The sequence below is a fragment of the Gilliamella sp. X-60 genome (assembly GCF_057063585.1).
In genome coordinates this window covers 43,348-69,373 of sequence record NZ_JBXSQJ010000003.1, presented here as the reverse complement: position 1 = coordinate 69,373, position 26,026 = coordinate 43,348, and the positions used below count along the sequence as shown (strand labels likewise).

Sequence of the window (26,026 nt, the reverse complement as noted above, 5' to 3'; positions counted from 1 at the left end):
CACTTACTCCTTGCAACTTTTATCTAGCATGTTTTCGTTTGCTGCCCCAGGAGGTACCAGTGGCCATACGTTTTCTAATTCATCTATGCAGACATGTAACAGGTAAGCGCCTGTTGAGTTAAATAGGTTATCAAGCGCTGTATCAATTTGTGATTTTTTGCTGATGCTTTGCCCCGGTATGTCAAACGCGTTGGCTAACATTAAAAAGTCGGGGTTGTCTGATAGATTTGTTTCGCTGTATCTTTCATTAAAAAATAACTCTTGCCATTGGCGAACCATGCCTAGACGTTGGTTATCTATTAATACGATTTTTATGGGTAGTTTTTTACGTTTAATGGTGGTGAGTTCTTGGACATTCATCATAAAAGATCCATCACCCGATACACAAATCACACAGTCATTAGGCCTTGCCATTTGTGCGCCAACTGCAGCCGGTAAACCAAATCCCATTGTGCCAAGTCCACTTGATGTAATGAAGTTTTGCGGGTGAGTAAAGCGCATATGCTGGGCTGTCCACATTTGGTGTTGTCCAACATCGGTAGTAATAATTGTAGTTGCTGATTTTTTTTCTGAGATAGTTTTTAATAAAGCCGGTGCGTAGATAGCTTCGCCAGGATGATCGTAACGAGTTGGGTGCTCTGCTTTTAATTGATTAACTTTTTTATGCCACTCTTGAATCGAAACCGTTTGATTTAGTTGTGGTAAAACTTGCTTTATATCACCTTGTAATCCTAAATGGGTTTGGCGTAATTTGTTGATTTCGGCCTGATCAATATCTATATGAAGCACTTTAGCATGTCGCGCAAATTCATTAAGATTGCCGGTCACTCTATCATCAAATCGAACACCTAAGGCAATTAATAAATCACACTCTTGTACGGCTAAATTGGCGGCTTTGGCGCCGTGCATACCAATTAATCCTAAGTAATAAGGATTATTCAAATCGGCAACACCAAGTCCTTTTAAGGTTGATACACTTGGAATGTGTGTTAAGGCCATAAAGTCTCTTAGCTCGGATATGGCACCAGAAAGCCCAACACCACCACCAATATAAAGTATCGGTTTTTGGGCTTGGGCGATCATTTCTTTGGCTTGTTTTATATCATCAGGCAAGATTGGGTATAGTTGATTGTTATCTTGTGCGGTTTTTAATGAGGATGGCGTAAAATATTGTTGATAGTCAAGATTTGCAAGCTGTATATCTTTGGGCACATCAATCAATATTGGTCCTGGCCTACCCGAGTAGGCTAAGTTAAATGCTTGCTCTAAGGTATTGGGCAAGTCTTTTGCATCGTCAATTAAATAACTGTGTTTGGTGCAGGCTAGTGATAATCCTAATACATCCACTTCTTGAAAGGCGTCAGTACCAATAAGTTTGGTTGGCACTTGTCCTGTAATGGCAACAATAGGTACTGAATCAATTAACGCGTCGGCAAGCCCTGTAATAATATTTGTAGCACCTGGGCCTGATGTGGCAATACAAACGCCAGTTTTTCCGGTTGCACGAGCATAGCCGATTGCAGCCATTGCAGCACCTTGTTCGTGACGACAAAGTACATGCTCAATTCCACCATCATAAAGCGCATCATATAGAGGCATAATTTGTCCACCGGGATATCCAAAAACGGTGGTAACGCCTTTTTCTTTTAAGGTTTTTACTATCCACTGTGTTCCTAACATTTATTCCTCACTTGTTCTTATTTTATTCATTTACTGTTTATAAAACATTGCTTATAAGCTGTTTGTAAAAAATATTCATAAAAAAACCCCCGCTTTTTGGGGAGCGGGGGTTTTTGATTTTATGTATGAACACATTTTTAATTCAAAAAACGCCCCCGCGTTGGAATAATGACCACGCTGACAATAATGTTGATGAGGACGATTTTGAGTGAAAATTTCATAATGCGATATAATTAACTTTTTTGTCATTTTTAAAAATTATTTTTAACAAAATACTCGTTTTAAAAAAAAGTGCAATAGTTTTTTGTCGTTTTTGTTATGTAGAATAAATCAGCTGTAAAAAAGTTTCAGGAAAGCTGGTGTTTTAGTATAAAAATATTATGGGATAATGATTTATTTTGGTATTTTTTATAATGTAGCTGTAGGAATTGTTCGTGTTGTTTACAGTAATTTGAGAAATGGCGGTAATGAATATACAAAAAACAAAACTAACACCGTTTACAGACAAGAGATGTGACGCTTATATCAAAAAGAAAAAATAGCTGTTACCGATTTGGCTAAATGCTTTATGGTCAGTTAGCTGACCATGTATAACGTGCTAAAAAAGCCTGATTGAAGGTGTGTGTTCTTTCTCATGACCAGTAACAACGAACCTTATAAAACCATGAGGTGTGGTATTAAACGTCAGGTTAAAGTTAAATTTTTTTTTGTAAAAAATATTCAGGATCCTATACCGTTTCGTGATTAATTGAGCATTCGCAGCATCTATTGGTTAAAACGTGTGATAAACATCGTATCAATCAAAAACTCTTAAAAATAACCTGACCGCAAACAAATGGCAAAGCCCAATGCCATAGATACTTTAATGAAAATGTAGTATTCACTTTTAGGTTATATTTTTGTAAAAAATATTCAGGATCCTATACCGTTTCATGATTAATTGAGTATTCGCAGCATCTATTAGTTAAAACGTGCGATAAACATCGTATCAATCAAAAACTCTTAAAAATAACCTGACCGCAAACAAATGGCAAAGCCGAATGCCATAGATACTTTAATGAAGATGCAGTATTTACTTTTAGATTATATTTTTGTAAAAAATATTCAGGATCCTATACCGTTTCGTGATTAATTGAGCATTCGTAGCATCTATTAGTTAAAACGTGCGATAAATATCGTAACAATCAATAACTCACTCACAAAAACATCTTGACCTAAAATGAATAGGAAAACCGAAAGGAATAGCTACTTTAATAAAGAGGCATAGTGAAGGTAGTGATGAAATAGACATGCTTAAGAACGATTTTTTAATGGTGTTAACTATCGCTACGATATTAATAATAAGTAAACTTAAATATTTTATATAAAATCAATATGTTAATTAAAATAATTTAATTTGTTATCGCTAGCTTAGTTAAATTTAATTTGATACACTAAATCAGGTGCAAGATTATGCAATACTCATGGCTTAGGCATTACTAATTTCACTGACCTCGCCAAGCCTATCATGGAAAGCCACCTTTATTAATTATTAGCCTCAGTTGTTTATTTTTAAATTTTGGGGATGATATTGAACAATACGATTAAGTTTTAAGAAAGAATATTCTAATTTATGTTGTCAGTAAATATAATTTATTGAATTAATTGGGTATTTTAAAGATTAAAATATGCTTAGCAATAGGATTTTGTGATTATTAATTGATTTCATTTAAGTTATATTGAATTTGTTTTCAAATACATGTTTAACTTAGGAGAAAATTATGAACAAACAAATCTATAATCCACTTACCAAATATCATCATGATAAATTTCCAAAACAAAAACAGGAGGCGCCAGCTTTACAGTGCGAAATGAATCCGCTTCCTGATTGTGGGGAAAAAAGCTATCAAGGTCATAATCGTTTAGAAGGGCGCAAAGTGCTTGTGACTGGTGGCGATTCAGGCATCGGCCGAGCAGCTGCAATAGCTTATGCTAAAGAGGGGGCCGATGTAGCAATAAATTACCTTCCTGTTGAACAAAAAGATGCGGAAGAAGTCGCTAAAGTTATTCAAGCTGCTGGGCGCAAAGCCGTATTAATTCCTGGTGATTTAAGCGACGAGGCTTTTTGTAAAAAATTAGTTGATGAAGCACACCATAAATTAGGTGGATTAGATAATTTGACATTGGTTGCAGGTAAGCAAACTGCAGTTGAAGATATTATGGCGCTTACCACCGAGCAAATTAAGAAAACCTTTGAAGTTAATGTGTTTTCGCTTTTTTGGATCACAAAAGCGGCTTTAGGGTATTTAAAACCAGGTTCAACCATCGTTACAACTTCGTCTGTTCAGGCTTATCAACCTAGTGGTAATTTATTAGATTATGCTGCAACTAAAACAGCTATTATCGCGTTTACTCGTGGCTTAGCTAAGCAATTAGCGCCAAAGGGCATTCGTGTAAATAGTGTTGCACCAGGTCCAGTTTGGACACCATTACAAATTTGTGGTGGTCAACCAAGTGATGTTATTCCTGAGTTTGGTCAACAAACACCATTACAACGAGCAGGTCAACCAGTTGAACTTGCTGGTGTTTATGTGCATCTAGCCTCGGAAGAATCAAGCTATACAACTGGCGAAACTTATGGTGTTACCGGCGGTATGCATATTAATTAATATTTGAGACGGTAAAAGGTGTTAATGTTATAAGTTATTAATTTTTAAAATCAACGGACGATGATGAATCAATTCATCATCGTCACAATATAAAATAGAAAACAAAAAGGGCAATAAAATGAAACTTTTTAAAGTGATCACTTTAGCAGTGTTAGCAATTTTTTTAGTTAATTGTGATAATTCAAAATCAACTGTTGATGATACAAAACAAAAAGCCGAGCAAACAAGCTCAGACATGGGCGACAAAGTCCAGCAAATGGGTTCAGAATTGAGCGATAATGTTAAGCAAATGAGCGCCGATGTTAGTGACAAAGCTAAGGAAATAGGTGCTGAGATTAGCGATAAAGCTAAACAAACAACTGCAGCCATTAGTGGTAAAGCGAAAGATTTGTATGAACAAACAAAATCTGAAAAAGAAGATATGCTTAAGAAAGTACAAGAAGGTAATTATAGTGTAGCTGAAAATTTGATGATCAAGGCGATTAAAGCAAAATTACCAGCGACAATTGATCAGAACACAACTTTAGTTGATGTATCGACAGATAACAAAACTATTAATTATAAATATGTGGTGAATAATAGCACTAAAGATGCATTACAGGCTGAAAGCAATCAAAAAGAGTTACATAATAAATTGCTAGATTTTTACTGTGGTGATGATTCTAGTATGAAGACACTAAGATTAGTATTTCCACGAGGAGCTAATCATGATTACTATATCAATGATGATAAAGTTTTTTCAGTGGATGTAAAACCGAATGATTGTGATGATGACTAGATATATTTGGATTAACTTTAACAAATAGTTAGAATTTATTCATAATAAAAGGGCTACTTGAAGCCCTTTTATTTTTGCCATTCTTTTTAAGATTGTTCATTTGCTAATTTTTAACGGATAATTAAAATTTTTTATTAGTATTGTGTATTTTTTAGTTTATCTTTTACAACTTTATGAGTATTTTATAAGATAGCGGGTGGTCATGAATTAGCTTGGATAGGAATAAATATGAAAGGTATTAAAGCAACAGTTGTAATGTTAATGGCAATAACATTATTTGGTTTTGATAATTCAGAAGCAAAAGTTATAGATACTAAGCAAACCGATATTCAAGAAAATGTGGATGTTGTTGATAGAGGAATAAAAATTATAGCTCAATCAACACCTGAAAAAATCAAACAATTTAATAATCAAAAAGATAGTGATTATAGTTTGGCTCAAGATTCGGTTGTTGCAGGTATAAAAGAAAAGTTACCTATTGTGGTTGATAAATTTACGATGTTCGATGATATATCAAAAGATAACGATAAACTTATCTATAAATATATTATTAAAGGTATGCCTAAAGAAGTGATATTGCTAAAGCAAAATCAGCAATCTGTATTAAACACGATAGTTACTTTATATTGTGGTAATGACCCAAATGTTAAAGCGTTAAAACTTTTATTCCCAAATGGAGTAAGTCATAATTATTATCTTGCCAATGAAAAAATTATGTCGTTTGATTTGAAACCGAGTGATTGTGATTCTAAATAACTATTACTCAATTTAAAAAATAGTAGAAATCATCGGTACTAAATGAGGCTTATTAAAGCCTTTTTTTATTTGTTATTTATTTTAAATTGCAAAGTTTTTATGTACTTTTCTCACTGATATTTTACAATTTTATCGTCCGCCTTTAAATAAGCGGTAAACATGTAATTTATAAAATTCACTTAAAGGAATAATGATGAAAAGTTTAAAAACAGTGCCAGCAATTTTGATAAGCTTGGTTCTTTGCAGTTGTGATAATTCAAAATCTAATGCTAATCAAACAAGTAGTGATTCTTCAAAAAACACTGAACTTAGTCGTTTGCAAGAAACTATTATTAATGAAGCCAAAAAAATGCTTCCAGTTAAAGTTGATGAAAAAAACAATTTGATTGATATCACTAAAGAGAATGATTTAATTAATTATAAATATGTAATTAATAGTTCAAAAGATGAGGTATCAATCCCTGAAACTCAAAAAATGACGACAGAAAGTCTAAAAACACTTTATTGTAGTAATAGCGCACAAGTTAAACAACTTAAAGATGCCTTTCCAAATGGTGTTAGTCATAATTACTATATTCATGATGAAAAATTGTTTAGTGTTCAATTGACGCCAGCTTCTTGTACTGCTAACTAAAGATAGTTTGATTTAGTTTTTTGATGTAATTTATATGAGATAAAAAACAGGGCAATTGCCCTGTTTTTTTGCGTAATTTTATTCGAGCTCTTTGCCTTTTGTTTCAGGTATTAAAAAGACAAATGCAGCGGCCGATAATAAATAAGCGGCTGATAGTAAAGCTAATGCGTAGCTAATTGAGTAAACGGTGGCTAAATAAGCAATTAGTACTTGCGATACACCGGCAATGCCTCGCCCGACATTGAAAATAATATTTTCAGCACTTGAACGGGCATCTGTTGGGTAATGTTCAGCAAGTAGCGCGCCATATCCGCCCATCATGCCATTGACAAAAAAGCCAATTACTGAGCCAAAGATAATTAATATAAACATATCGGTTTGATGAAAATAGAACCAAATTGAAACGGCCGAGATGAATAAAAAGAAGATATAAGAAGGGCGACGACCAAACTTATCACATAACCAACCAAAAATTAGAATTCCTAACGACATACCTATAGTGGTTGAAATAGTCCAAAACATGGTATTTTTAAATGGCAATTTGAGCTCAGTTGCAATCATATTTGGCATCCAAACCATAAGTCCGTAAAAACCGAAGTTTTGTACTGCACAAGCGATGGTTAATCCTATTGTGGTTGCTATGGTTCTTGGGTTTTTAAATAATTTGCCAACGGCTATTTTGTTTTTATTTTGGTCTTTTAGATTTTGCCAGATTTCTGGTTCTTTTAGACCTTTACGTGTCCATGCAACAAATAGCGCAGGTAGCACGCCCATCGCAAAAGCCCAGCGCCAACCATAAATTTCGCCAATAAAATTGACGGTTAGTGCAGCTAAAATAATGCCGACTTGAAAACCTAATGCAACAATAGATGTTGCTCTTGAGCGTTTATTTTTAGGCCAGCTTTCAGAAACTAAAGTCATTCCTATCCCAAATTCACCACCCAGGCCAAGTCCACTTAAAAAGCGAAATATTAAAAAGCATTCGTAATTAGGTGAAATTGCACATAATCCAGTAAAAAGAGAAAATATTAAAATAGTCCATGAAAAGACTCTTACTCGACCATATTTATCGGCAAGTATACCAAATAAAATGCCACCTAATACGGCGCCAAGTAAGGTTACTGAGGTTAAAGTGCCTAAATCTGTTTTTGTTAAGTTGAAGCTGACTGAAATTAGACTAAAACAAACACCTAAAATCATCATATCCATGCCATCTAGTGCGTAACCAACGGTGGATGCAAATAGAGTTCTTTTTTGATATGGGGTTGTGCATTTGCTTTCACTTTCTGCTTGCAGGGCTGCGTTTGCTTCGGTTTTCATGTATACCTCTAGTTTTTAAAATTAGATAGTTACTTAAAATTTCCATTTTATGATGTTTAATTTTTGATTAAACGGCGGGTAAATTAAAGCGGGGCAAGTATATCCTTAAAAGTTAAAAAAAGCCAAGCTTAAAGCACTAAATAGTCGTTTTATCTGCCGATTTTATTATCGGCAGAGATGGTATGTTACTCTTCGGCAAAGTACCAATAGCCTTTGTTCACAAAATCGTGCATGACTTGCAGTGTGTTTTTATCTTGTAACTGCTCGTAATAGAGTGTTTCAGTTTTACAAAGAAGATCAATGACGGGCATAGGTAGATTAATTTGTTCGCCATGGATGTAGCCACAATCGCCCACCTTAAGGATTCGAATACTCTGTACTCGGTGTAGTTTTTCTCCAGTTTTTAGCAGTGATTCAAATTCGTTATAATCGTATGGTGGTTCAACTGGCACAATATTTAAATCGTGCATTGGTAGTGTAATGTGTTTACCGAACCAATCGTTAAATAACTCAGGTTTTTTGATTAAATCGATGATTTGATCTTGTAGTTTTGTTAGTTCATAAGGCTGAACTTGGTATGGATCTTTAGGTCGTTTTAAATTTGGATCTTGATAATAAATACCATTTGGCAGATTATCAATGACATAATCTGCAAAGCTACTTAATAACTCTTGTGAGGTTCGTGTCATAAAACCAACAGAATAACTGAGTGATTCACCAATGGATGTGCCATTATGTGGGCAACCTAGTGGAATGTATAAGATGTCTCCAGCAGTGATTTCTTCGTCAATGATGGGTTGATATTCTTCAACATGCAATAATGCTTTGTGTGCATTAAATTGTTTATAATGTTGGTTACGATCGCCAACTTGCCAACGTCTGCTGCCCATGCCTTGAATGATAAACACATCATAATTATCGATATGCGGCCCAACGCCAGCACCTTGTGTTGCGTAAGAAATCATTAGATCATCAAATTGCCATTGTGGCATGCATTTAAAAGGCTCAAGTAGTGTGGCAGCTTGTTCGTGCCAGTGATCAACAGCTTGTACTAGCAAACTCCAATGATCTTCGCCTAAGTTATCATATTGAGCAAATGGCCCAAATCTAGCATCCCAAACACCATCTTTATTAGAAACAATTCGGCTATCGATTTCTTCTTCCATCGCTAAACCCGCTAGTTCGTCTGGTGTAATGGGATCAATAAAATCTGCAAATGCTTTGCGTAGGATTACCGGTTTTTTTTGCCAATAGTTTGTTAAAAAATCATCCCAATCAATAGCTAACTTATAATTCATTTAATTTTCCTTGAAGATTGAATAATTGACAAAAGTTAGATGTAGTCTTTTGTGCTATCTCTTCTAAACAGACACCTTTTAAAGCGGATAAATATTGTGCCACTTCGCGAACATAAGCGGGTTGGTTTTCTTTGCCTCGGTATGGAACGGGAGCAAGGTAAGGTGAGTCGGTTTCGACCAAGATACGATCAAGCGGTACATATTTGGCAACTTCTCGTAGAGCTTCGGCATTTTTAAAGGTGATTATTCCTGAAAATGAGATATAAAAACCGATATCTAATAGTTGTTTTGCTGTTTCGATATCTTCTGTAAAACAGTGCAACACGCCTGAATGAACATGCTCATCTTTTAAGATTTTTAAGGTATCTTCTTTGGCATTACGTGTATGGACAATGACGGGTTTACTTAATTTTCGACCTAATCGAATATGTTCTTTAAAATTCTCTTGTTGTTGCTCAAAATTATCTTGTTGGTAATAATAGTCAAGACCAGTTTCACCTAGTGCTATGACGTTATCTTCTTGGGCTAAGTTTTGAAAGCGCTCGGCATCGTATATTTCGTCATCAAGGTTAAGTGGGTGAATTCCACAAGAAAAAGAGCATTGTTTTTGATAAGGTGTAAGCTTTTGTTTCATGGTTTCATAGCCCGACAGCGTTGTTGCCACGCTTAGGCAATGTTTAACGTCGTTTTTGGAAGCTTCTTGTAAAACATCTTTGATAGATTTAGCACTAAGGTCTAAACTATCTAAATGGCAGTGAGAGTCAATTAAAAACATAAAAATCTCTTTTTTATTTATCTGAATGTTGTTCAAAATCACGAACAGGTTTTATTGTAGACCACGAACGGCAAGCAGGGCATAACCAGTAGATTGAGTTAACCGTGAATCCACATTTTTGGCATCGATAATTGGGCACAGTTTTTATTTGTTCGCCAACCATGTTTCTTAAAAGTAAAAGGCTTTCTTTGGCTTTACCTTGTTCTGCATCAGCAACATGATAGTTCATTAATCGATAAAATCCCTTTAAGTTAGGATGTTTAAGTAATTCACGATACATAAAGTATTGTGCAGCATCTAAGCCTTTTTGTTTTTCAATAAGATCAGCAAGCATCAATTCGGCTACATTACCGGTATCTTGATCGACACATAATTGTAAAAATTGCTGAAATTCATGTTGGTTATTTAGTATTAAATAGCACTCTTTTAATAAAGGTAGTGCTTCGCCAATAAAGGCTTTGTCTTGTTGCAATATTTGTTGAAAAGATTGGATAGCTTGTTCTGTTTTATCTTGTACCATAAAAACTCGACCCAACATGAGCGAAGTGCGAGCACATTTAGCATCTGCCATTGCTGATTTTTGTAATAGACCATTTGCTTTATCAAGGTCATCATTAGCAATAGCTTGTGACGCTAATTCACAATAAAATTGTGCGATATCGGTTTTGTATTTTTCATTGCCAAGTTTGACCAATTTAGTTGCCATATTGATGGCATTTATCCATTCACTGGTTGATTGGTATATGATGATAAGTTGCTGTAGTGCGTATTGTTGAAAGTCTTCTTCATCAATGAGTTGCAAAAACATCTCCTCGGCACGATCGTAAAGGCCTGCAACCATATAATCCCGCCCTAGTTGTTGAATAGCTAATAATCGTTGTTCAAATGTTAAAGATGAGCTTTCTAACAATGCTTGGTGGATGTGTATCGCTCTGTCAAGTTCACCCCGAGAGCGAAATAGATTGCCTAATGTTAAATGTGCTTCAAGTGTACCATCGTCTTCTTTTAACAAGTCTAAGAAAAGATCGACAGCTTTATCTTTTTGGTTAGACAATAGAAAATTTAAACCATCTACATATTCACGCGATAGCCGATTAGATTGATTTAGATATTTTTGTTTTGCATTTCTGTCTCCCATATACCAACCGTATCCGGCGGCGATAGGAAGTAACAGAAATAACAGTTCAAACATAGTAACCTATTCTTAATTGCTTTTAGTTAAGTGTATTTGTTGATGATTAGCCATATCTTCATCATATTTTTTTTGTAATTTGCTCAGTTTACGTTTTGTTGATGAGTGTTGAAATTTAGCTTTTAAAAAGAAGATGCCTGTTAGTATCCAACCGACAATAAAACCCGAACCAAATAAAATGGCTAATAACACCGATAAGCGGAGGTCAGTTTTAGCCACCAAATAATTAAAAGTTACGATTTGATCATTAGCTGAACCTATTGCTATTGAGATAGCAAAGATGATAATTATCAATAAAATTGATATAACAAACTTCATAATGTTGACCTTTCTTTTTATTTTTAATTAAACGTTTTGGTTATTATACTAGACTGTTTATACAAATTGCTTTGATTAGTTAAACAGTTATCAATGACATTCAAAAATAAAATCCGCCTGTAATAAATGGCAGTTTTTCAAAAATAATATTTAAAAATTATTTGTCTACTATATGCCATTTTCTAGCATAAAAATAGCTGATTAATGAAATTATCCAAGCGATTAATATGCTTGTTATTAGATCAATTGGACTGTGCATGCCTAATAATAGCCGGCTAATTTCAATTAATATCGACCAAATAATAGTAATTGATACTATCACATAATGCTGCTTCAATTTAAGTAATGTTAAAGCTAAAAATGCCCAAGTTACAGCAAATAAAGTATGTCCAGAAGGAAAAGCAAATCCAGTTTCATTTTTCCAGTGGTTAGATAACCAACTTGGAATTGTGGATGAATTTTTAAATAACTGCTGAATAAGTTCTTTTCTTTCTGATTCCGATTTCGAATAAAATTGTTGGTTACTAATCTTAAATTCTTTTGCTATCCAAAGTACATAAGGTCTTGATTCGGCTGTCTGCGATTTTAAAAAACTTTTAATTGCCTGCCCACTTAATATTGCACTAACAAGAAGCAACCATAATAATATAATTTTTTTTTTCATTTTACTGGATAATAATAGACAAAATACTAAGAATAAAATTGTCGATGTAATTATTGCCCAAGGAAAACTTGCTGTTTCAGTTATTACGAATAAATATTTAGATGTATCATTTAATGACGCTGGTTGCCAATGCCAATTTATGGCTATAATAACTAAAGGAACAACTAAGAAAATAGCCAATATGGCTATTGTTTTTTTTATTACTAACCCCATTTATAAACTCAATTAAGTACAAATTGCTTAATATTTTAGCATAAAAGATAGATTTATTTTTATAAAATCTTAGCTATGTTTTATTTAAAACGGAGACAATAATGCAATTAAAACGTGTTGCACAAGCGAAACTGCCAACGCCATGGGGATGTTTCACTATTGTTGGATTTGAAGAAATTGCAACAAAAAAGGATCATGTAGCATTGGTATTTGGCGATATATCTGGTGATACACCAGTGCTTACAAGAATTCATTCTGAATGCTTAACTGGTGATGCGCTTTTTAGTTTACGCTGTGATTGTGGCTTTCAGTTAGAAGCTGCCTTAAAACAAATTGCAAAAGAAGGTAAAGGGATTTTAATTTATCATCGTCAAGAAGGGCGCAATATTGGTTTATTGAATAAAATTAGAGCTTATGCATTGCAAGATCAAGGTTTAGATACGGTTGAAGCTAATGAGCAATTAGGTTTTGCGGCGGATGAACGAGATTTTACTTTATGTGCAGACATACTGACTTTATTAGGGGTATCACAAATTCGCTTGTTAACCAATAACCCAGAAAAAATAAGAGTGCTTGAGCAGTCTGGCATTAAAATTACGCAACGAGAGCCATTGGAAGTTGGCGAAAATCCGAATAATGAACACTATTTAGAAACCAAAGTGAATAAAATGGGGCATTTGCTCCATCTGCATCACGGCAATTGTAAACATTAATCGCTTGGTTAAATAGTGAGTTGTTTATTTGTGATGGATTTTATCTAAGATAGTAAAAATGTTGGAATAAAAAATCTCAAAATATATTTTCTATTTTGAGATTTTTTATGGAGCTTGATATACAAAAAGGAATTTTAACTTATTGTTATTTTTCCCATTATTTGACCACGTTAAAATCAATCTTTATCACTGCGCAACACGCCACCGTTAGCAATCTGATCTTTAGATATTTCGTGCATGATGATTTGTACGGCTTCTGGTTTGCAATTGAGGGTTTCGACAATGGCATTAGTTACGCGTTTTGCCATTTCTCTCTTTTGCTCTATAGTGCGTCCTTCTAAAAAGTCGATCACGACATTTGGCATAAATACCTCCTAGTGATGATTAATTTGGGCAAGTTGTTCATCTGTCAATGCGATTTCATCATTATGACAGACGCCAATACCGGATTTTATAATTTGTTCGGCAATGGCTTTGGCTTCATCTAATGAGTGCATTTTATAAGTACCACATTGATATTCATTTAATTCTGGAATTTGATTTTGCGATTTAACGTCTAATACATCATGCATTGATTTGAGCCATGCATCAACGACTAATTCTTCATCGGGTTGACCAATTACGCTCATGTAAAAACCAGTACGGCACCCCATTGGTGAAATATCGATTATTTCAACTTTATCACTGTTGAGATGATCGCGCATAAAGCCTGCAAATAAATGCTCTAATGTATGAATCCCTTTTTCTGGCAGATTGTCTTTGTTGGGAATGGTAAAGCGTAGATCAAACACCGTAATATCATCACCTTTTGGGGTTGCCATGGTTTTGGCAATTCGCACAAAAGGAGCTTTCATTTTGGTATGATCGACTTTAAAACTATCTAGTAAAGGCATAATGTCCTCCTTGTTTTTTGCTTGTTATTTTAATCAATCTGCTAATAAGTACCAATGGATTTTATATTTACTCGGCAAGTAAATTTACCATTTCTTGCTCGTCAATAACTTTTATTCCCAGTTCTTGGGCTTTAGTAAGTTTAGAACCAGCGGCTTCTCCAGCAATCACGAGATCGGTATTTTTTGATACACTGCCTGTTACTTTTGCGCCTAACTGCTTTAATCTATTTTTGGCTTCATCACGGGTTAAAATAGATAAAGTACCGGTTAATACGATAGTTTTACCTGAAAAGGGTGAGTTTGTATCGGTTGCTTGTATTTGCGGGTTAACATCTTGCCAGTGAATGCCAATTTTATCGCTAGTTAGTTGATCTATTACGTTGCGATTATGTGGTTCTTGGAAAAAGTCTATAATGCTTTCGGCAATAACGACGCCTATATCGTTTACCATTTGTAATTGTTCAAGTGAAGCGTTTTCGATTGCCGATAAACTGCCTAGTTGATTAACCAAATTTTCGGCAGTAACTTCTCCTACATTTGGAATTCCAAGCGCAAATATAAAACGGCTTAATGTGGTATTTTTAGAGGCCTCTAATGCATTTAATAAATTATTGGCAGATTTTTCGCCAATTTTGTCCAAACTACATAGTGTTGGTAGATTAAGTTTATAAAGATCTACTGGGGTTTTGACATAATCTTTATCCACCAATTGTTCAATGATTTTATCCCCCATACCATCAATATTCATAGCCCGCCTTGAAACAAAATGTTTTAAGGCTTCTTTACGTTGTGCTGGGCAAATTAGTCCGCCGGCACAGCGCGATACAGCTTGGCCTTCGTCTCGCACTATTTGTGATCCACAAATAGGACAGTGAGTTGGGAATATGATTTCTTTTGTGTCCGCAGGTCTTCTATCCAATATGACAGCGACAATTTTAGGAATAACATCACCTGCTCGGCGTACTGTTACATAGTCGCCTTCCCTAATGCCTAATCGTGTAATTTCATCACTATTATGTAATGTCGCATTGCTAACAATAACACCAGCGACTGAAACTGGTTCAAGTCTTGCAACTGGTGTAATTGCGCCTGTTCGTCCAACTTGAAAGTCTACCTTGTTTAATTGTGTGATTTCCTCTTGAGCAGGGAATTTAAATGCAGTTGCCCATCTTGGTGCACGAGCAACAAAGCCAAGTTCTTTTTGTTGTTCAATGCTATTAACTTTGATAACCACACCGTCAATATCAAAGTCTAACGACATACGTTGCTCGCCAATTTGTTTAAAATAATCTAAAGCAGCCTGTGCGCCTTGACGTTTTTGAACTTTATCACTAACCGGTAATCCCCAAGCTTTAAATTGCATTAAGCGGTCATAGTGAGTATTAGGTAACGTAGTGCCTTCGATAATACCCACACCGTAACAAAAGAATGTTAAAGGTCTTTTTGCGGTAATTTTAGGATCCAACTGTCTTAATGATCCAGCAGCAGCATTACGCGGATTGGCAAATACTTTCTCGTTTCGCTTTTCGGCTTCTGTGTTGAGTTTTTCGAAGCCTTTATGTGTCATAAATACTTCACCACGGACTTCTAATCGAGTAGGAATGTTGTTGCCCCTTAGAACTAGTGGAATTGTTTTGATGGTTCTTACATTTGCTGTTATGTCTTCTCCTGTTGTGCCATCACCTCGAGTTGCAGCTTGTATAAAGTGGCCATTTTCATAAAGTAGGCTAACGGCAAGTCCATCAAGTTTGAGCTCACAACAATATTCAACATGTTGAGCGTCGCTTAAATGAAGCCGATCTTTAACTCTTTTATTAAATGCAATAAAACTAGCATCATCAAACACATTATCGAGTGATAGCATGGGCATTTCGTGTTTGATAGATGCAAATTGTGCTAATGGTGAACCACCAACTCGTTGGGTTGGTGAGTCGGACGTAATAAGCGTTGGATGCTGTTGTTCTAATGTTTGCAGCTGTTTTATTAGTTTATCATATTCAACATCGGGAATTTCGGGTGTATCAAGTACATAATAACAGTACTCATGGTGCCTAATTAGGTTTCGTAGTGAGGTCAATTGTTCTGTTATATCTTTAATCGATTCAGATAAATTTGCTGAATTTTCGTTTTTATTCGATAGTGACATGATAATAGGCTCTTAATTAAAACGTAGGTTTTGGGAATATCATTACAATTGCATTAATCTAACTGTAAATAATGCATAGATAAATTAAATCATTTAAGTAAATATTTTACAGCAATATCTATTTATAACCACCAACCTAAGTTGGTGGAATTTTGTTAAAACTTTATTGAAAATATCGCGGTTAAATCTCGTTACAGGCTTTTTTAATGCGATCTTTGTAACTGTTGATTTTTTGTGGTGTCAGCATGTGATGTTCATCATCTAATACGACACCGTCAACATCATCCGCTATGCGTTGTGCTGTTTGTAACATTAATTTGAAATTTTGTTGGTTGTTACCCTCAGTCGGTGCAATCATAAAAATAGATACGCCAGGTGTAGTAAATTCATGCATTGTTTCTGGATCTAAATAGCCTGGTGTGACCATATTGGCTAAACTAAATAATGTTGGACCATTACCAGCAGGATCCACATGACGGTGGAAAATCCGCATGTCACCAAATTGAAAACCTGATTGCATAATACTAGCAAGTAATACGTCTCCTTGTAGGAGTTTTCCGTTAAGGCCTGTGATGTTTAACACGATAATTTCAGTAGTAGATTGCTTGTCGTCAATATTTGGCTTTTTAGATTTGTCATTAGGCTGGGGTTCGCTATCAGTATTTACTTGGTTTTCTTTTGTTGTTTGGGTTAAATCAAGTTGTTTTTCGTCTAATTTTTCATCTTCAAAAAGATCACGATTAACGTTGATAACAGGTTCTTTTTCCGTATCAGTATTAACTTCTTGTTGGCTATCATTATCAACAAATAGATCTACTTGTTGAGGTACATTTTCTTGTTCTTCTACGGCATCATCATTAATTACTCTATTTTTTTCAAGACTTTCATTATTTTTTATTGTGTTGGGCTTGAGTAAAATTACATCATCTTCTTCTATACTATTCATAGCGAAGCCTTGAGATTGTTGAGTGTTTTGTACAAATTTTTCTTCTTTATCTGAACTAAAAAGTGAAGAACGTTCTTTTTTATTGATCCAAAACCCATGGATGAGCAATGCAATAATGACCAAGGATGCAACAACAATTAGAACAATACGTAAATTATCCATAATAACCATCTCTGTATTAAATTAAATATAGACCTAAATTATTCAATCATATTTTGAAAAAAATGATTACGGAGTACAGCAATGTAAATTTTAACTTCTTTAAAAATTTAGATTAATCTTCATTAAAGCAACCGCACTTTGATCTTTAGTATAACATCTTCTTTAAGATACGTTATAGCACTAAAAATTAATTAATATATATTACTTGATTTCTGGCAATATTCATAATTATCAATATATTTTTTTAATATCATAATTTAGTTAGCAAATTTTTAGAACTCCGTGCTATTAACATGTAAAGTTACTTACAATCTATGCATATTTTTTGTAAAATCTCTGGTCACGTTTGAATAAAAACTATTATTTTTAAAAAGATAACGATTAAGTTCACTGAGGTCATTTTTTATGAGATTTAACAAGCTATTATTAGCCTTGCCCGTGGCGTGCGCCAGCCTACTTTTATTAACAAGTTGTGATAATGGTAAATCACAAAACGGTAAGAATCAATTACCGAAAGTAACAGTATTTAAAGTTGAACCATTAAACTACACATTAAAGATTAGTTTACCTGGCCGTGTTGTTGCGTCTCAAATTGCTGAAATTAGACCTCAAGTTAGCGGTATTATATTAAAACGAGAATTTGATGAAAGCTCAAATGTTAAATCTGGGCAGTCACTTTATCAAATTGATCCCGCTATTTACCAAGCTAATTATGACAGTGCTGTTGCAAGTGTAGCTAGTGCTAAAGCCAATGCAAACATTGCACAACTTACTCTTAAACGTTATGCTGGGCTGTTAAATACTAAATCAATCAGTCAACAAGATTATGATAAAGCAGCGGCGGATGCTAAACAGGCTGAAGCGGCTGTATTAGTTGCACAAGCGGCGGAGCATACCGCTAAAGTGAATTTAGACTATACAAAAGTATATTCGCCAATTGATGGATATATAGGTAAGTCAAGTGTTACTGAGGGAGCATTAGTTGCGGCTGGCCAATCAACACCACTAGCCCTAGTTCAACAACTAGACCCAATTTATGTTGATATGACCGAAGCGGCTACTCGCTACAATAAATATCTTCAAGATGAAAACGTAATTTATGAACCAGTTAAAGGTAACAATGTTGAATTATACTTTAATGATGGTTCTAAATACGCTTATCCAGGCAGTGTGAAATTTTCTGATATGACGGTTAATGAAACAACGGGTACTGTAACGTTGCGCTCACAGTTCACAAACGCTGAAGGCAAAATTTTACCAGGTATGTTTGTTAAGCCACAAATGACATTAGGTTATATCAAAAATGCTATACTTGTTCCACAACAAGGAATTACCAGTAATAAGTTAGGGCAATATACCGCAAAAATCTTAAGGCCTGATAATACAGTGGAATATCGACAAGATATCCAAGTATACACTGGTATAGGTGGTTATTGGGTTGTTACAAAAGGAATTAACGTTGGTGAAGAGGTTATTATTACAGGATTACTTAATTTAACTTCTGTCGAGAGCGCCAAAGCAGATACACCACCTATGAAAGTAGAGAAAGTCGGACATCCTGGTAAACTTTCGCAAGAGCAATTAAATAATATCATCAAAAACAGTGTGAAATAAAACAGGGGTAGATTTAATTATGGCTAAGTTTTTTATTGATAGACCTGTTTTTGCATGGGTAATTGCTATCATGATGATGCTGGGAGGCGCGTTATGTATAAAGCTGTTAGCTGTTGAACAGTATCCTGATATTGCTCCACCAGCAGTTACTGTTAGTGCAGTTTATCCAGGTGCCGATGCACAGACTATCGAAAATACGGTTACTCAGTTAATTGAGCAGAATTTAACAGGATTAGATAATCTCATTTATATGAAATCAACCAGTAGTGCACAAGGTGTTGTTCAAACAACGTTAACCTTTGCGCCTGGCACTAATCCCGATTTTGCTCAGGTGCAAGTGTTAAATAAAGTTGAAAGCATTAAATCACGACTACCAGAAAGTGTGCAGAAAAATGGTGTTTCTGTTGCTAAAAACAACACTAGTTTTTTAAAGGTCGTTGGTTTTTATTCAACCAATCCACAAAAAACTCAAGCGGATATTGCTGACTTTGTTTATTCAACAGTACAAGATCAAATTCGACGAGTGCAAGGTGTTGGTGATACACAATTATTTGGTTCTGAATATGCAATGCGTATTTGGCTTGATCCCAATAAATTGACCTATTTTAATTTATCCATTGAAGAAATCATAGCTGCTATTCAAGCGCAAAATGCTCAGGTGACAGCAGGGCAATTAGGTGCTTTGCCATCAACAGACGGACAAGAACTTAATGCTACAATTACTGCACAATCGCGTTTAAAAACACCGGAACAATTCCAACATATTCTTGTTCGAGTTAATACCGATGGCTCTAATATTTTATTAAAAGATGTAGCCACAGTTGAAATTGGTGCATCTGATTATAACTTTATTTCGCTTTATAACGGTAATGCTTCAGCTGGTTTAGGGGTATATTTAGCAACAGGTGCTAATCAATTAGATACGTCAGATAAGGTTGATAAAAAACTAGTGGAGTTATCTAAAATCTTTCCTGAAGATATTAAATATTCTTTCCCATACGATACCACACCATTTGTTAAGCTTTCTATTAATAATGTAATTCACACATTAGTTGAAGCTATCATTTTGGTTGTTATTGTCATGTATGTGTTTTTACAAAACCTACGCTCGACACTGATTCCTACCATTACCGTACCAGTTGTATTGTTAGGTACATTTGCAATTTTGTATATTTGTGGATTTACTATTAACACGTTATCAATGTTCGCGATGGTACTGGCTATCGGCTTATTGGTTGATGATGCGATAGTTGTTATTGAAAACGTTGAGCGTATTATGCATGAGGAAGGTTTATCGCCTTATGATGCAACAGTTAAATCGATGGAACAAATTACATCGGCATTGGTTGGTATTGCTGTTGTATTATCGGCCGTGTTTGTGCCGATGGCTTTTTATGGTGGTGCCGCAGGTGGAATTTATCGTCAGTTCTCAATTACCATTGTAACTGCAATGGCATTATCCGTCTTAATGGCAATTGTGTTAACACCTGCACTTTGCGTTCAGATTTTAAAAGCACCATCTAAAAGTAAAGTAAGAAAGTCTTCACTAGGTGAAAAATTAGAATCTATACCGCCATTTAGTTGGTGTTCTGTCGGTTCCAAAAAATTCTTCGAATGGTTTAACAATTTTTATGAAAAGGGCTTACGTTCTTATGAAAAAGGCGTAATTAAGGTTATTCGTTATCCATTGATTACATTTGTTTGTTATGCCTTAATTCTCATTGGTTTAATTTTTGGTTTTAACCGTTTACCCACTGGATTTTTACCTAATGAGGATCAGGGAGTGCTTTTGGTTATGGTTGAGTTACCACCAGGCTCGACATTAGAACAAACCATGTCGGTATTAAATAAAACTGCAAAATTTTATACCGAGCAAAAAGCTGATTCTGTCGAAGAAATATTTACTGTTGCTGGATTTAGCATGGTAGGGCGTGGACAAAACATGGGACTTGGCTTTGTTCGCTTAAAAAATTGGGGTGAACGTAAACGCGCTGATCAAAAAATTGATGCTTTAGTTGCTAGTGGTTGGGGATTTGCTTCTACTATAACTGAAGGGCGAGTAATTGTTACCAACTTGCCAGCTGTTCCTGCATTAGGTATGGCTAATGGCTTTTCTTATGTTCTAAAAGATACGGCTAGTTATGGTCATGATGCATTGGTAGGTGCATTTTTTCAAATGTTGGGGCAAGCTTCTCATCATCCAAAACTACAACAAGTTAGACCTGGAAGTATGCTAGATGTTCCACAGTACAAAATTAATGTTGATTTTGAAGCAGCACAAGCATTGGGCGTTTCGGTAAATTCAGTAAATACTGTATTGTCGACAGCTTTAGGCTCTGCTTATATTGATGATTTTGTTTATAATAACCGAGTTAAAAAAGTATACCTGCAATCTGATGCACCATATCGTATGTTGCCAGATGATTTTAGTTATTGGCATGTGAAAAATAAAAATGGTGAAATGGTTCCATATGATGCTTTTGCTACCACGACTAAAACCTATGGTTCGCCATCACTAGTTCGTTATGATGGTGTGGCTGCAATGGAGATAAGCGGTTCGGCTGCTCCAGGTCTAAGTTCTGGACAAGCAATGGCAGTGATGGAAGAATTATCAAAAAATTTGCCAAAAGGATTTACCTTTGATTGGACAGGTATTTCTTATCAAGAACGCCAAACAGGCTCACAAACAACGACACTTTACATTGTTTCAATTATTGTGGTGTTCTTGTCATTAGCAGCCTTATACGAAAGTTGGACTGTGCCAATTTCGATCTTATTTGTTATTCCTCTTGGAATCTTAGGTACTGTGTTTGCAACGATGTTTAGAGGTCTTGATAACGATATTTACTTTATCGTGGGGTTATTGACAACAATGGGGCTATCAGCCAAAAATGCTATCTTGATTGTAGAATTTGCCAAAGATGCGATTGAAAAAGAAGGTAAATCGTTAATTGATGCAACACTTGAAGCTTGTCGTTTACGATTGCGTCCAATTTTAATGACTTCATTTGCCTTTATTCTAGGTGTTTTACCATTGGCATTAAATACTGGAGCAGGTTCTGCAAGTCAAAATGCAGTAGGTACTGGTGTAATTGGTGGTATGTTAACTGCAACGTTTTTAGCTATATTTTATGTACCATTGTTTTTCTTATTTGTAACAAAACTATTTACGAAGCATAAAAATAAACCAGTTCTATTAAGTAGGAAAAATACGCTTAAATGATTTATATGTAAATTAATATAAAACGCTTATACCTATCTAGCTTTTGCTATGCATAAGGATGAACAAAAATATTTTTTACACTTAATTGAGCCGATTATTTTTATAATAGCTTTAGAATAAAATAATTGAATTTAAAATGCGCTATTTGAGATTAGCGCATTTTTATGCTTTGCATAAAGTAATTGAGGGTTGGATATAACCATATTACAATAAATTGTTATTTTATAATAAGTTAATAAATTAAAGACTCAGTGTTACGTTGAACAGCTTATAATAATTTGTGTGATATTAGCTAAATAAAATCAGTATATGGTATACTTTCGACGAGAATATAAACTAAATATTTATATTATTAATAGTGGTTTATCAAAGGTAAATTAACAGCAGTCAAATTTCATTGATGTTCTTCTATCCATTGAAGAATGGAGGATGCCAAACATTTTAATTATAGAAACTTATTTATAAATAAGGTACTCAAATATGTTAATAATATTTATCTTAATCCTAATTTTAGGTTGGCTATTCTTTTCATACAACAAACTAAGAGGTTTAGCTGAAAATGTAAAACAGAAGCAATCAAATATTTATGTGACAATAAAGAAAAGACATGATATAGCACAAAGATTGTCTGATATAGCGTCTAGTTATGGTGATCACGAGAAGCTAACTCATTTTAATATTACTGAGAGTGATGGAGTTGCTAGTGCAAATGCTGTTGCCTCTGAAACTTCTCGCGTTATAGGCAATGTTCAAATGTTAGCTAACCGTTTTCCTGATTTAAAAGCAAACTCAACCTATCAACAATTAATGGTGCAACTTGATGAAATTGAAAATACTATCTTAAAAAGAAGAGAGGCGTACAATGCAGCTGTTCAAATCTATAATTCGACTCGTGGGAGTATTCCTCATTTATTTTATGCAAGCAAATTTGGATTTGTTGAAGCTACGTATTTTGAAGTGGATGAGAATGGAATAGAACAACTTACTTCATTTAAAACTGATGATGGAAAAATCCTAAGAGATACAATGGGAAGAATGGCATCTGTTGCAACTGAAAATATTAAGAAAATTAAAGGAAAAACAGATCGTAATAGTGAAGAAACTAATCAACAAGATACTAATCAATAATATTATACTTAGCTTCTTTTGTTGTTGAAAAATAATAAAAAGGTATGTAGGTAAAAATTTGTAAAGCAAATATATTATTAGCTCTGTTTTACTACTTTTTGTGAAAATATTATAAAAGTATTTTATGGCTCTTTTCGATTAGTTGAAACAATTGTGTTCCCTAATAATCAGATAACATTGAAATTCTTCAAATTTTACTTACGAGACTTTATCAGCTGTTGACTGGTGTGGGCATGGGTTATTGCTATGGCCAAAGCATCGGCAGCATCGGCTTGAGGACTAGCCGGTAGCTTTAATAATAATTTGACCATATGTTGCACTTGTTTTTTATCGGCAGCGCCTGTTCCTACTACGCACTGCTTAACTAAACGAGCAGCATATTCAAAAACAGGTAGATTATTATTAACTGCTGCGACAATTGCAGCTCCCCTTGCTTGGCCTAATTTCAATGCGGAGTCAGCATTACGAGCCATAAACACTTGTTCAATAGCAAACATATCTGGTTGGAATTGTAATATAATTTCACCAACACCAGCATATACGCGTTTTAAACGGGTAGGTAAATCATCAACTGCAGTACGAATGCATCCGCTGCCAAGGTAAGTGAGTTGACGTCCCGTTTGTTGAATTACGCCGTAACCCGTCAAACGAGAGCCAGGATCGATGCCAAGAATAATGGCCATTAGAGTGTTGCTGCTACCTCATCTGAAACTTCACCATTATGGTAAACTTCTTGAACATCATCACAATCTTCAAGCATATCAATTAAACGTAATAGCTTTGGTGCAGATTCAATATCAAGATCCACTTTTGTTGATGGAATCATAGATACTTCAGCCGCTTCGGCAACTAAACCTGCTGCATCAAGTGCATCTTTAACTTCACCAAAAGTTTCTGGTGTAGTAAATACATCAATAGCACCATCATCATAAGTTACAACATCATCAGCACCTGCTTCAAGTGCTGCGTCCATGATTTTATCTTCGTCTGTGCCAACAGGGTATGAAATAACCCCTTTTTTAGTGAATAAATATGAAACTGAGCCATCAGTACCTAAATTACCACCTGATTTAGTAAAGGCGTGACGCACTTCTGATACCGTACGGTTTCGGTTATCACTTAAACATTCAACCATGACAGCTGTACCTGCGGGACCATAGCCTTCATAAATAATCGTTTCCATATTGCTATCATCTTCACCGCCAACACCACGAGCAACGGCTCGATTCATGGTATCTCGAGTCATATTATTCGATAATGCTTTATCCATTGCAGCGCGTAGTCGTGGATTTGACGCTGGATCGCCACCACCAAGTTTTGCTGCTGTTACCAACTCACGAATAATTTTGGTAAAGATTTTTCCGCGTTTTGCATCTTGTGCTGCTTTGCGGTGTTTGGTATTGGCCCATTTACTATGACCTGCCATAAAATTCTCCAGATTAAATAATTGAAAAAATCACCGTATTCTAGCAAACTTTTATGAAAAATTCATTAGCAATATCTTTATTCATTTTATGAAGGATTCATTAAAGTTTTTATTTATCAGCAAAAAAGCGCCTTACAGAAAGGCGCTTTTTTGTCATATTAACAATGGAATAATAGTTAATTAACTCATTCCATATTGTTTTAATTTTTTGCGTAGTGTACCTCGGTTGATACCAAGCATATTTGCAGCTCTGGTTTGATTACCACGGGTATATTGCATAACCATATCAAGGAATGGATGTTCAACTTCAGCTAACACTAAATCATATAGATCTGTAGGATCTTCACCATTTAATTGCGATAAATAGTTTTTTAAAGCTTGCTTTACGGAATCTCGCAATGGCTTTTGTGTTATTTGGTCCTGAGAATTTACAGTTGTAAATTTAAGTGCTGCAGCTGTAACGCGTTGTTCTGACATAGTATTCTTAACTCTTTGGGTTGTTTCTAATTTGACTAAAAAATGCTTTTAGAGTGTTTACTTGCTCACTTGTATTGCTAAGTACACTAAATAAGCGCCTGAATTGATCGCTGTCAGCATAATTCTTGGTGTACCAATTTACATGCTTTCTGGCAATCCTTAATCCTTTGTATTCTCCATAAAATTGATAAAGTTCATCAAGATGTGACAATACAACTTGTTCTACTTCATCAATAGTTTTATTATTTTTTAACTGTCCATGTGTTAAATAGAATGCAATTTCTTCAAATATCCAAGGTCGCCCCTGTGCCGCTCGGCCGATCATTATAGCATCAGCTTGCGTATATTGAAAAACATCTTTTGCCTGTTCAGGTGTACAAATATCCCCATTGGCAATTACAGGAATCGTAACGTTTTCTTTAACTGCCTTAATAGAGTCATATTCAGCCACACCATTGAATAAGCAAGCACGAGTTCGTCCATGAATAGTAATTGCCTTTATGCCACAATCCTGTGCAATTTGTGCGATTTCTATGCAATTTCTATGATCTTTATTCCATCCAGTCCGCGTTTTTAATGTTACCGGAACATCAACTGCACCGACAACTTTCTGCAAAATTTTTTTAATAAGTTCTGGATACTGCATTAAAGCAGATCCTGCCAATTTTTTATTGACCTTTTTAGCTGGACATCCCATATTGATATCAATCAATTGAGCGCCATGTTTGACGTTAAATTCTGCAGCTCTAGCCATTTCGTCGGGATCAGAACCAACAATTTGTACTGCACGAACACCAATATCCTCGCTTGCAACCATCCGCAGAGCTGATTTATCGGTATGCCAAACATCCGAATTTGCTAAAAACATTTCTGAAACTGTCATACCAGCACCAAACTGATAGCACAAATTACGAAATGGTTTATCGCTGATTCCAGCCATTGGCGCAGCAATTAAATTATTTTTTAATTTAATTTCACCAATGTTAAGCAAATTAAGGCCGGCTATATTACGCATTTTTTCT

23 protein-coding genes are annotated in these 26,026 nt (G+C 35.0%); 8 read left to right on the top strand and 15 right to left on the bottom strand.

The genetic code is table 11. The annotated features are described in order from the left end of the window. Window positions 1-3: 3 nt before the first annotated feature. Window positions 4-1,680, bottom strand: coding sequence for an acetolactate synthase 2 catalytic subunit (gene ilvG / locus ACYIAM_RS02495; protein ID WP_483747125.1), 1,677 nt, complete (start codon window positions 1,678-1,680; stop codon window positions 4-6). Window positions 1,681-3,437: 1,757 nt separating this feature from the next. Between ilvG and ACYIAM_RS02490 the strand changes: the two genes are divergently transcribed. The 4 genes from ACYIAM_RS02490 (at window position 3,438) to ACYIAM_RS02475 (ending at window position 6,496) form a co-directional block, all read left to right on the top strand. Continuing rightward, on the top strand, window positions 3,438-4,328 hold the full coding sequence (locus ACYIAM_RS02490) for an SDR family oxidoreductase (protein WP_483747209.1): 891 nt from the start codon (window positions 3,438-3,440) through the stop codon (window positions 4,326-4,328). Between the two features lie 118 nt (window positions 4,329-4,446). After that, entirely contained in the window at window positions 4,447-5,106 is a 660-nt protein-coding gene (locus ACYIAM_RS02485) for a hypothetical protein (protein ID WP_483747124.1), read from the top strand. Window positions 5,107-5,334: 228 nt separating this feature from the next. Further along, window positions 5,335-5,862, top strand: coding sequence for a protein K (locus ACYIAM_RS02480; RefSeq protein WP_483747123.1), 528 nt, complete (start codon window positions 5,335-5,337; stop codon window positions 5,860-5,862). A gap of 190 nt (window positions 5,863-6,052) precedes the next feature. Further along, window positions 6,053-6,496: a hypothetical protein gene (locus tag ACYIAM_RS02475; protein ID WP_483747122.1), complete on the top strand. Its 444-nt coding sequence runs from the start codon at window positions 6,053-6,055 to the stop codon at window positions 6,494-6,496. A 78-nt stretch (window positions 6,497-6,574) separates the two neighbouring features. On the opposite strand, the gene ACYIAM_RS02470 is transcribed toward ACYIAM_RS02475, so the two are convergent. From ACYIAM_RS02470 to ACYIAM_RS02445, 6 genes are all read right to left on the bottom strand, one after another. Beyond that, window positions 6,575-7,816 carry an MFS transporter gene (locus ACYIAM_RS02470; RefSeq protein ID WP_174795943.1) on the bottom strand — a complete coding sequence of 414 codons (1,242 nt, stop codon included), beginning with the start codon at window positions 7,814-7,816 and terminating at the stop codon, window positions 6,575-6,577. A 185-nt stretch (window positions 7,817-8,001) separates the two neighbouring features. Then, window positions 8,002-9,114: a ribosomal protein uL16 3-hydroxylase gene (locus ACYIAM_RS02465; RefSeq protein WP_483747121.1), complete on the bottom strand. Its 1,113-nt coding sequence runs from the start codon at window positions 9,112-9,114 to the stop codon at window positions 8,002-8,004. Further along, window positions 9,104-9,889, bottom strand: a complete 786-nt coding sequence (locus tag ACYIAM_RS02460) for a YchF/TatD family DNA exonuclease (protein ID WP_483747120.1) — start codon at window positions 9,887-9,889, stop codon at window positions 9,104-9,106. Before ACYIAM_RS02460 ends, ACYIAM_RS02465 begins: the two co-directional genes overlap by 11 nt. 13 nt (window positions 9,890-9,902) lie before the next feature. Next, the gene (gene lapB, locus ACYIAM_RS02455; protein WP_483747119.1) at window positions 9,903-11,081 is read right to left on the bottom strand and encodes a lipopolysaccharide assembly protein LapB; all 1,179 of its coding nucleotides are present in this window, start codon (window positions 11,079-11,081) and stop codon (window positions 9,903-9,905) included. Window positions 11,082-11,093: 12 nt separating this feature from the next. Beyond that, window positions 11,094-11,399 (bottom strand): LapA family protein, encoded by a 306-nt coding sequence (locus ACYIAM_RS02450; RefSeq protein WP_194240574.1) that lies wholly within the window; start codon window positions 11,397-11,399, stop codon window positions 11,094-11,096. 157 nt (window positions 11,400-11,556) lie between these two features. Continuing rightward, on the bottom strand, window positions 11,557-12,276 hold the full coding sequence (locus ACYIAM_RS02445; protein ID WP_483747118.1) for a phosphatase PAP2 family protein: 720 nt from the start codon (window positions 12,274-12,276) through the stop codon (window positions 11,557-11,559). Between the two features lie 101 nt (window positions 12,277-12,377). Here ACYIAM_RS02445 and ribA point away from each other — a divergent pair, with 101 nt between their 5' ends. Continuing rightward, window positions 12,378-12,989: a GTP cyclohydrolase II gene (ribA, locus tag ACYIAM_RS02440; protein WP_483747117.1), complete on the top strand. Its 612-nt coding sequence runs from the start codon at window positions 12,378-12,380 to the stop codon at window positions 12,987-12,989. A 176-nt stretch (window positions 12,990-13,165) separates the two neighbouring features. Here ribA and ACYIAM_RS02435 read toward each other — a convergent pair whose 3' ends face one another. From ACYIAM_RS02435 to zipA, 4 genes are all read right to left on the bottom strand, one after another. Continuing rightward, the gene (locus ACYIAM_RS02435) at window positions 13,166-13,354 is read right to left on the bottom strand and encodes a 2-hydroxymuconate tautomerase (protein WP_065568141.1); all 189 of its coding nucleotides are present in this window, start codon (window positions 13,352-13,354) and stop codon (window positions 13,166-13,168) included. Window positions 13,355-13,363: 9 nt separating this feature from the next. Next, window positions 13,364-13,882, bottom strand: a complete 519-nt coding sequence (gene luxS / locus ACYIAM_RS02430; protein ID WP_174795949.1) for an S-ribosylhomocysteine lyase — start codon at window positions 13,880-13,882, stop codon at window positions 13,364-13,366. 67 nt (window positions 13,883-13,949) lie between these two features. Beyond that, complete coding sequence (gene ligA / locus ACYIAM_RS02425) at window positions 13,950-15,980, bottom strand: NAD-dependent DNA ligase LigA (protein ID WP_483747208.1); 2,031 nt, start codon at window positions 15,978-15,980, stop codon at window positions 13,950-13,952. Between the two features lie 229 nt (window positions 15,981-16,209). Beyond that, complete coding sequence (gene zipA / locus ACYIAM_RS02420) at window positions 16,210-17,139, bottom strand: cell division protein ZipA (RefSeq protein WP_483747207.1); 930 nt, start codon at window positions 17,137-17,139, stop codon at window positions 16,210-16,212. 402 nt (window positions 17,140-17,541) lie between these two features. On the opposite strand from zipA, the gene ACYIAM_RS02415 reads away from it, so the two are divergent. From ACYIAM_RS02415 to ACYIAM_RS02405, 3 genes are all read left to right on the top strand, one after another. Further along, window positions 17,542-18,750 carry an efflux RND transporter periplasmic adaptor subunit gene (locus ACYIAM_RS02415; protein WP_483747116.1) on the top strand — a complete coding sequence of 403 codons (1,209 nt, stop codon included), beginning with the start codon at window positions 17,542-17,544 and terminating at the stop codon, window positions 18,748-18,750. A 19-nt stretch (window positions 18,751-18,769) separates the two neighbouring features. Next, window positions 18,770-21,973 carry an efflux RND transporter permease subunit gene (locus ACYIAM_RS02410; RefSeq protein ID WP_174795953.1) on the top strand — a complete coding sequence of 1,068 codons (3,204 nt, stop codon included), beginning with the start codon at window positions 18,770-18,772 and terminating at the stop codon, window positions 21,971-21,973. Between the two features lie 480 nt (window positions 21,974-22,453). After that, on the top strand, window positions 22,454-23,101 hold the full coding sequence (locus ACYIAM_RS02405; RefSeq protein WP_483747115.1) for a LemA family protein: 648 nt from the start codon (window positions 22,454-22,456) through the stop codon (window positions 23,099-23,101). Window positions 23,102-23,295: 194 nt separating this feature from the next. On the opposite strand, the gene ruvC is transcribed toward ACYIAM_RS02405, so the two are convergent. The 4 genes from ruvC to dusB form a co-directional block, all read right to left on the bottom strand. Beyond that, the gene (ruvC, locus tag ACYIAM_RS02400) at window positions 23,296-23,784 is read right to left on the bottom strand and encodes a crossover junction endodeoxyribonuclease RuvC (protein ID WP_174795954.1); all 489 of its coding nucleotides are present in this window, start codon (window positions 23,782-23,784) and stop codon (window positions 23,296-23,298) included. Then, window positions 23,784-24,527, bottom strand: coding sequence for a YebC/PmpR family DNA-binding transcriptional regulator (locus ACYIAM_RS02395; RefSeq protein ID WP_483747114.1), 744 nt, complete (start codon window positions 24,525-24,527; stop codon window positions 23,784-23,786). The genes ruvC and ACYIAM_RS02395 overlap by 1 nt, the downstream gene beginning before the upstream one ends. 180 nt (window positions 24,528-24,707) lie before the next feature. Then, window positions 24,708-25,004 (bottom strand): DNA-binding transcriptional regulator Fis, encoded by a 297-nt coding sequence (gene fis / locus ACYIAM_RS02390; protein WP_065639234.1) that lies wholly within the window; start codon window positions 25,002-25,004, stop codon window positions 24,708-24,710. Between the two features lie 7 nt (window positions 25,005-25,011). After that, window positions 25,012-26,019 carry a tRNA dihydrouridine synthase DusB gene (gene dusB / locus ACYIAM_RS02385; RefSeq protein ID WP_174795956.1) on the bottom strand — a complete coding sequence of 336 codons (1,008 nt, stop codon included), beginning with the start codon at window positions 26,017-26,019 and terminating at the stop codon, window positions 25,012-25,014. Window positions 26,020-26,026: the final 7 nt, after the last annotated feature.

Bases quoted from the DNA above. Each gene is read 5' to 3' on its own strand.
- ilvG (WP_483747125.1), bottom strand. From the start codon at position 1,680: ATGTTAGGAACACAGTGGATAGTAAAAACCTTAAAAGAAAAAGGCGTT.
- ACYIAM_RS02485 (WP_483747124.1), top strand. From the start codon at position 4,447: ATGAAACTTTTTAAAGTGATCACTTTAGCAGTGTTAGCAATTTTTTTA.
- ACYIAM_RS02480 (WP_483747123.1), top strand. From the start codon at position 5,335: ATGAAAGGTATTAAAGCAACAGTTGTAATGTTAATGGCAATAACATTA.
- ACYIAM_RS02475 (WP_483747122.1), top strand. From the start codon at position 6,053: ATGATGAAAAGTTTAAAAACAGTGCCAGCAATTTTGATAAGCTTGGTT.
- ACYIAM_RS02470 (WP_174795943.1), bottom strand. From the start codon at position 7,816: ATGAAAACCGAAGCAAACGCAGCCCTGCAAGCAGAAAGTGAAAGCAAA.
- ACYIAM_RS02465 (WP_483747121.1), bottom strand. From the start codon at position 9,114: ATGAATTATAAGTTAGCTATTGATTGGGATGATTTTTTAACAAACTAT.
- ACYIAM_RS02460 (WP_483747120.1), bottom strand. From the start codon at position 9,889: ATGTTTTTAATTGACTCTCACTGCCATTTAGATAGTTTAGACCTTAGT.
- lapB (WP_483747119.1), bottom strand. From the start codon at position 11,081: ATGTTTGAACTGTTATTTCTGTTACTTCCTATCGCCGCCGGATACGGT.
- ACYIAM_RS02450 (WP_194240574.1), bottom strand. From the start codon at position 11,399: ATGAAGTTTGTTATATCAATTTTATTGATAATTATCATCTTTGCTATC.
- ACYIAM_RS02445 (WP_483747118.1), bottom strand. From the start codon at position 12,276: ATGGGGTTAGTAATAAAAAAAACAATAGCCATATTGGCTATTTTCTTA.
- ribA (WP_483747117.1), top strand. From the start codon at position 12,378: ATGCAATTAAAACGTGTTGCACAAGCGAAACTGCCAACGCCATGGGGA.
- ACYIAM_RS02435 (WP_065568141.1), bottom strand. From the start codon at position 13,354: ATGCCAAATGTCGTGATCGACTTTTTAGAAGGACGCACTATAGAGCAA.
- luxS (WP_174795949.1), bottom strand. From the start codon at position 13,882: ATGCCTTTACTAGATAGTTTTAAAGTCGATCATACCAAAATGAAAGCT.
- ACYIAM_RS02415 (WP_483747116.1), top strand. From the start codon at position 17,542: ATGAGATTTAACAAGCTATTATTAGCCTTGCCCGTGGCGTGCGCCAGC.
- ACYIAM_RS02410 (WP_174795953.1), top strand. From the start codon at position 18,770: ATGGCTAAGTTTTTTATTGATAGACCTGTTTTTGCATGGGTAATTGCT.
- ACYIAM_RS02405 (WP_483747115.1), top strand. From the start codon at position 22,454: ATGTTAATAATATTTATCTTAATCCTAATTTTAGGTTGGCTATTCTTT.
- ruvC (WP_174795954.1), bottom strand. From the start codon at position 23,784: ATGGCCATTATTCTTGGCATCGATCCTGGCTCTCGTTTGACGGGTTAC.
- ACYIAM_RS02395 (WP_483747114.1), bottom strand. From the start codon at position 24,527: ATGGCAGGTCATAGTAAATGGGCCAATACCAAACACCGCAAAGCAGCA.
- fis (WP_065639234.1), bottom strand. From the start codon at position 25,004: ATGTCAGAACAACGCGTTACAGCTGCAGCACTTAAATTTACAACTGTA.
- dusB (WP_174795956.1), bottom strand. From the start codon at position 26,019: ATGCGTAATATAGCCGGCCTTAATTTGCTTAACATTGGTGAAATTAAA.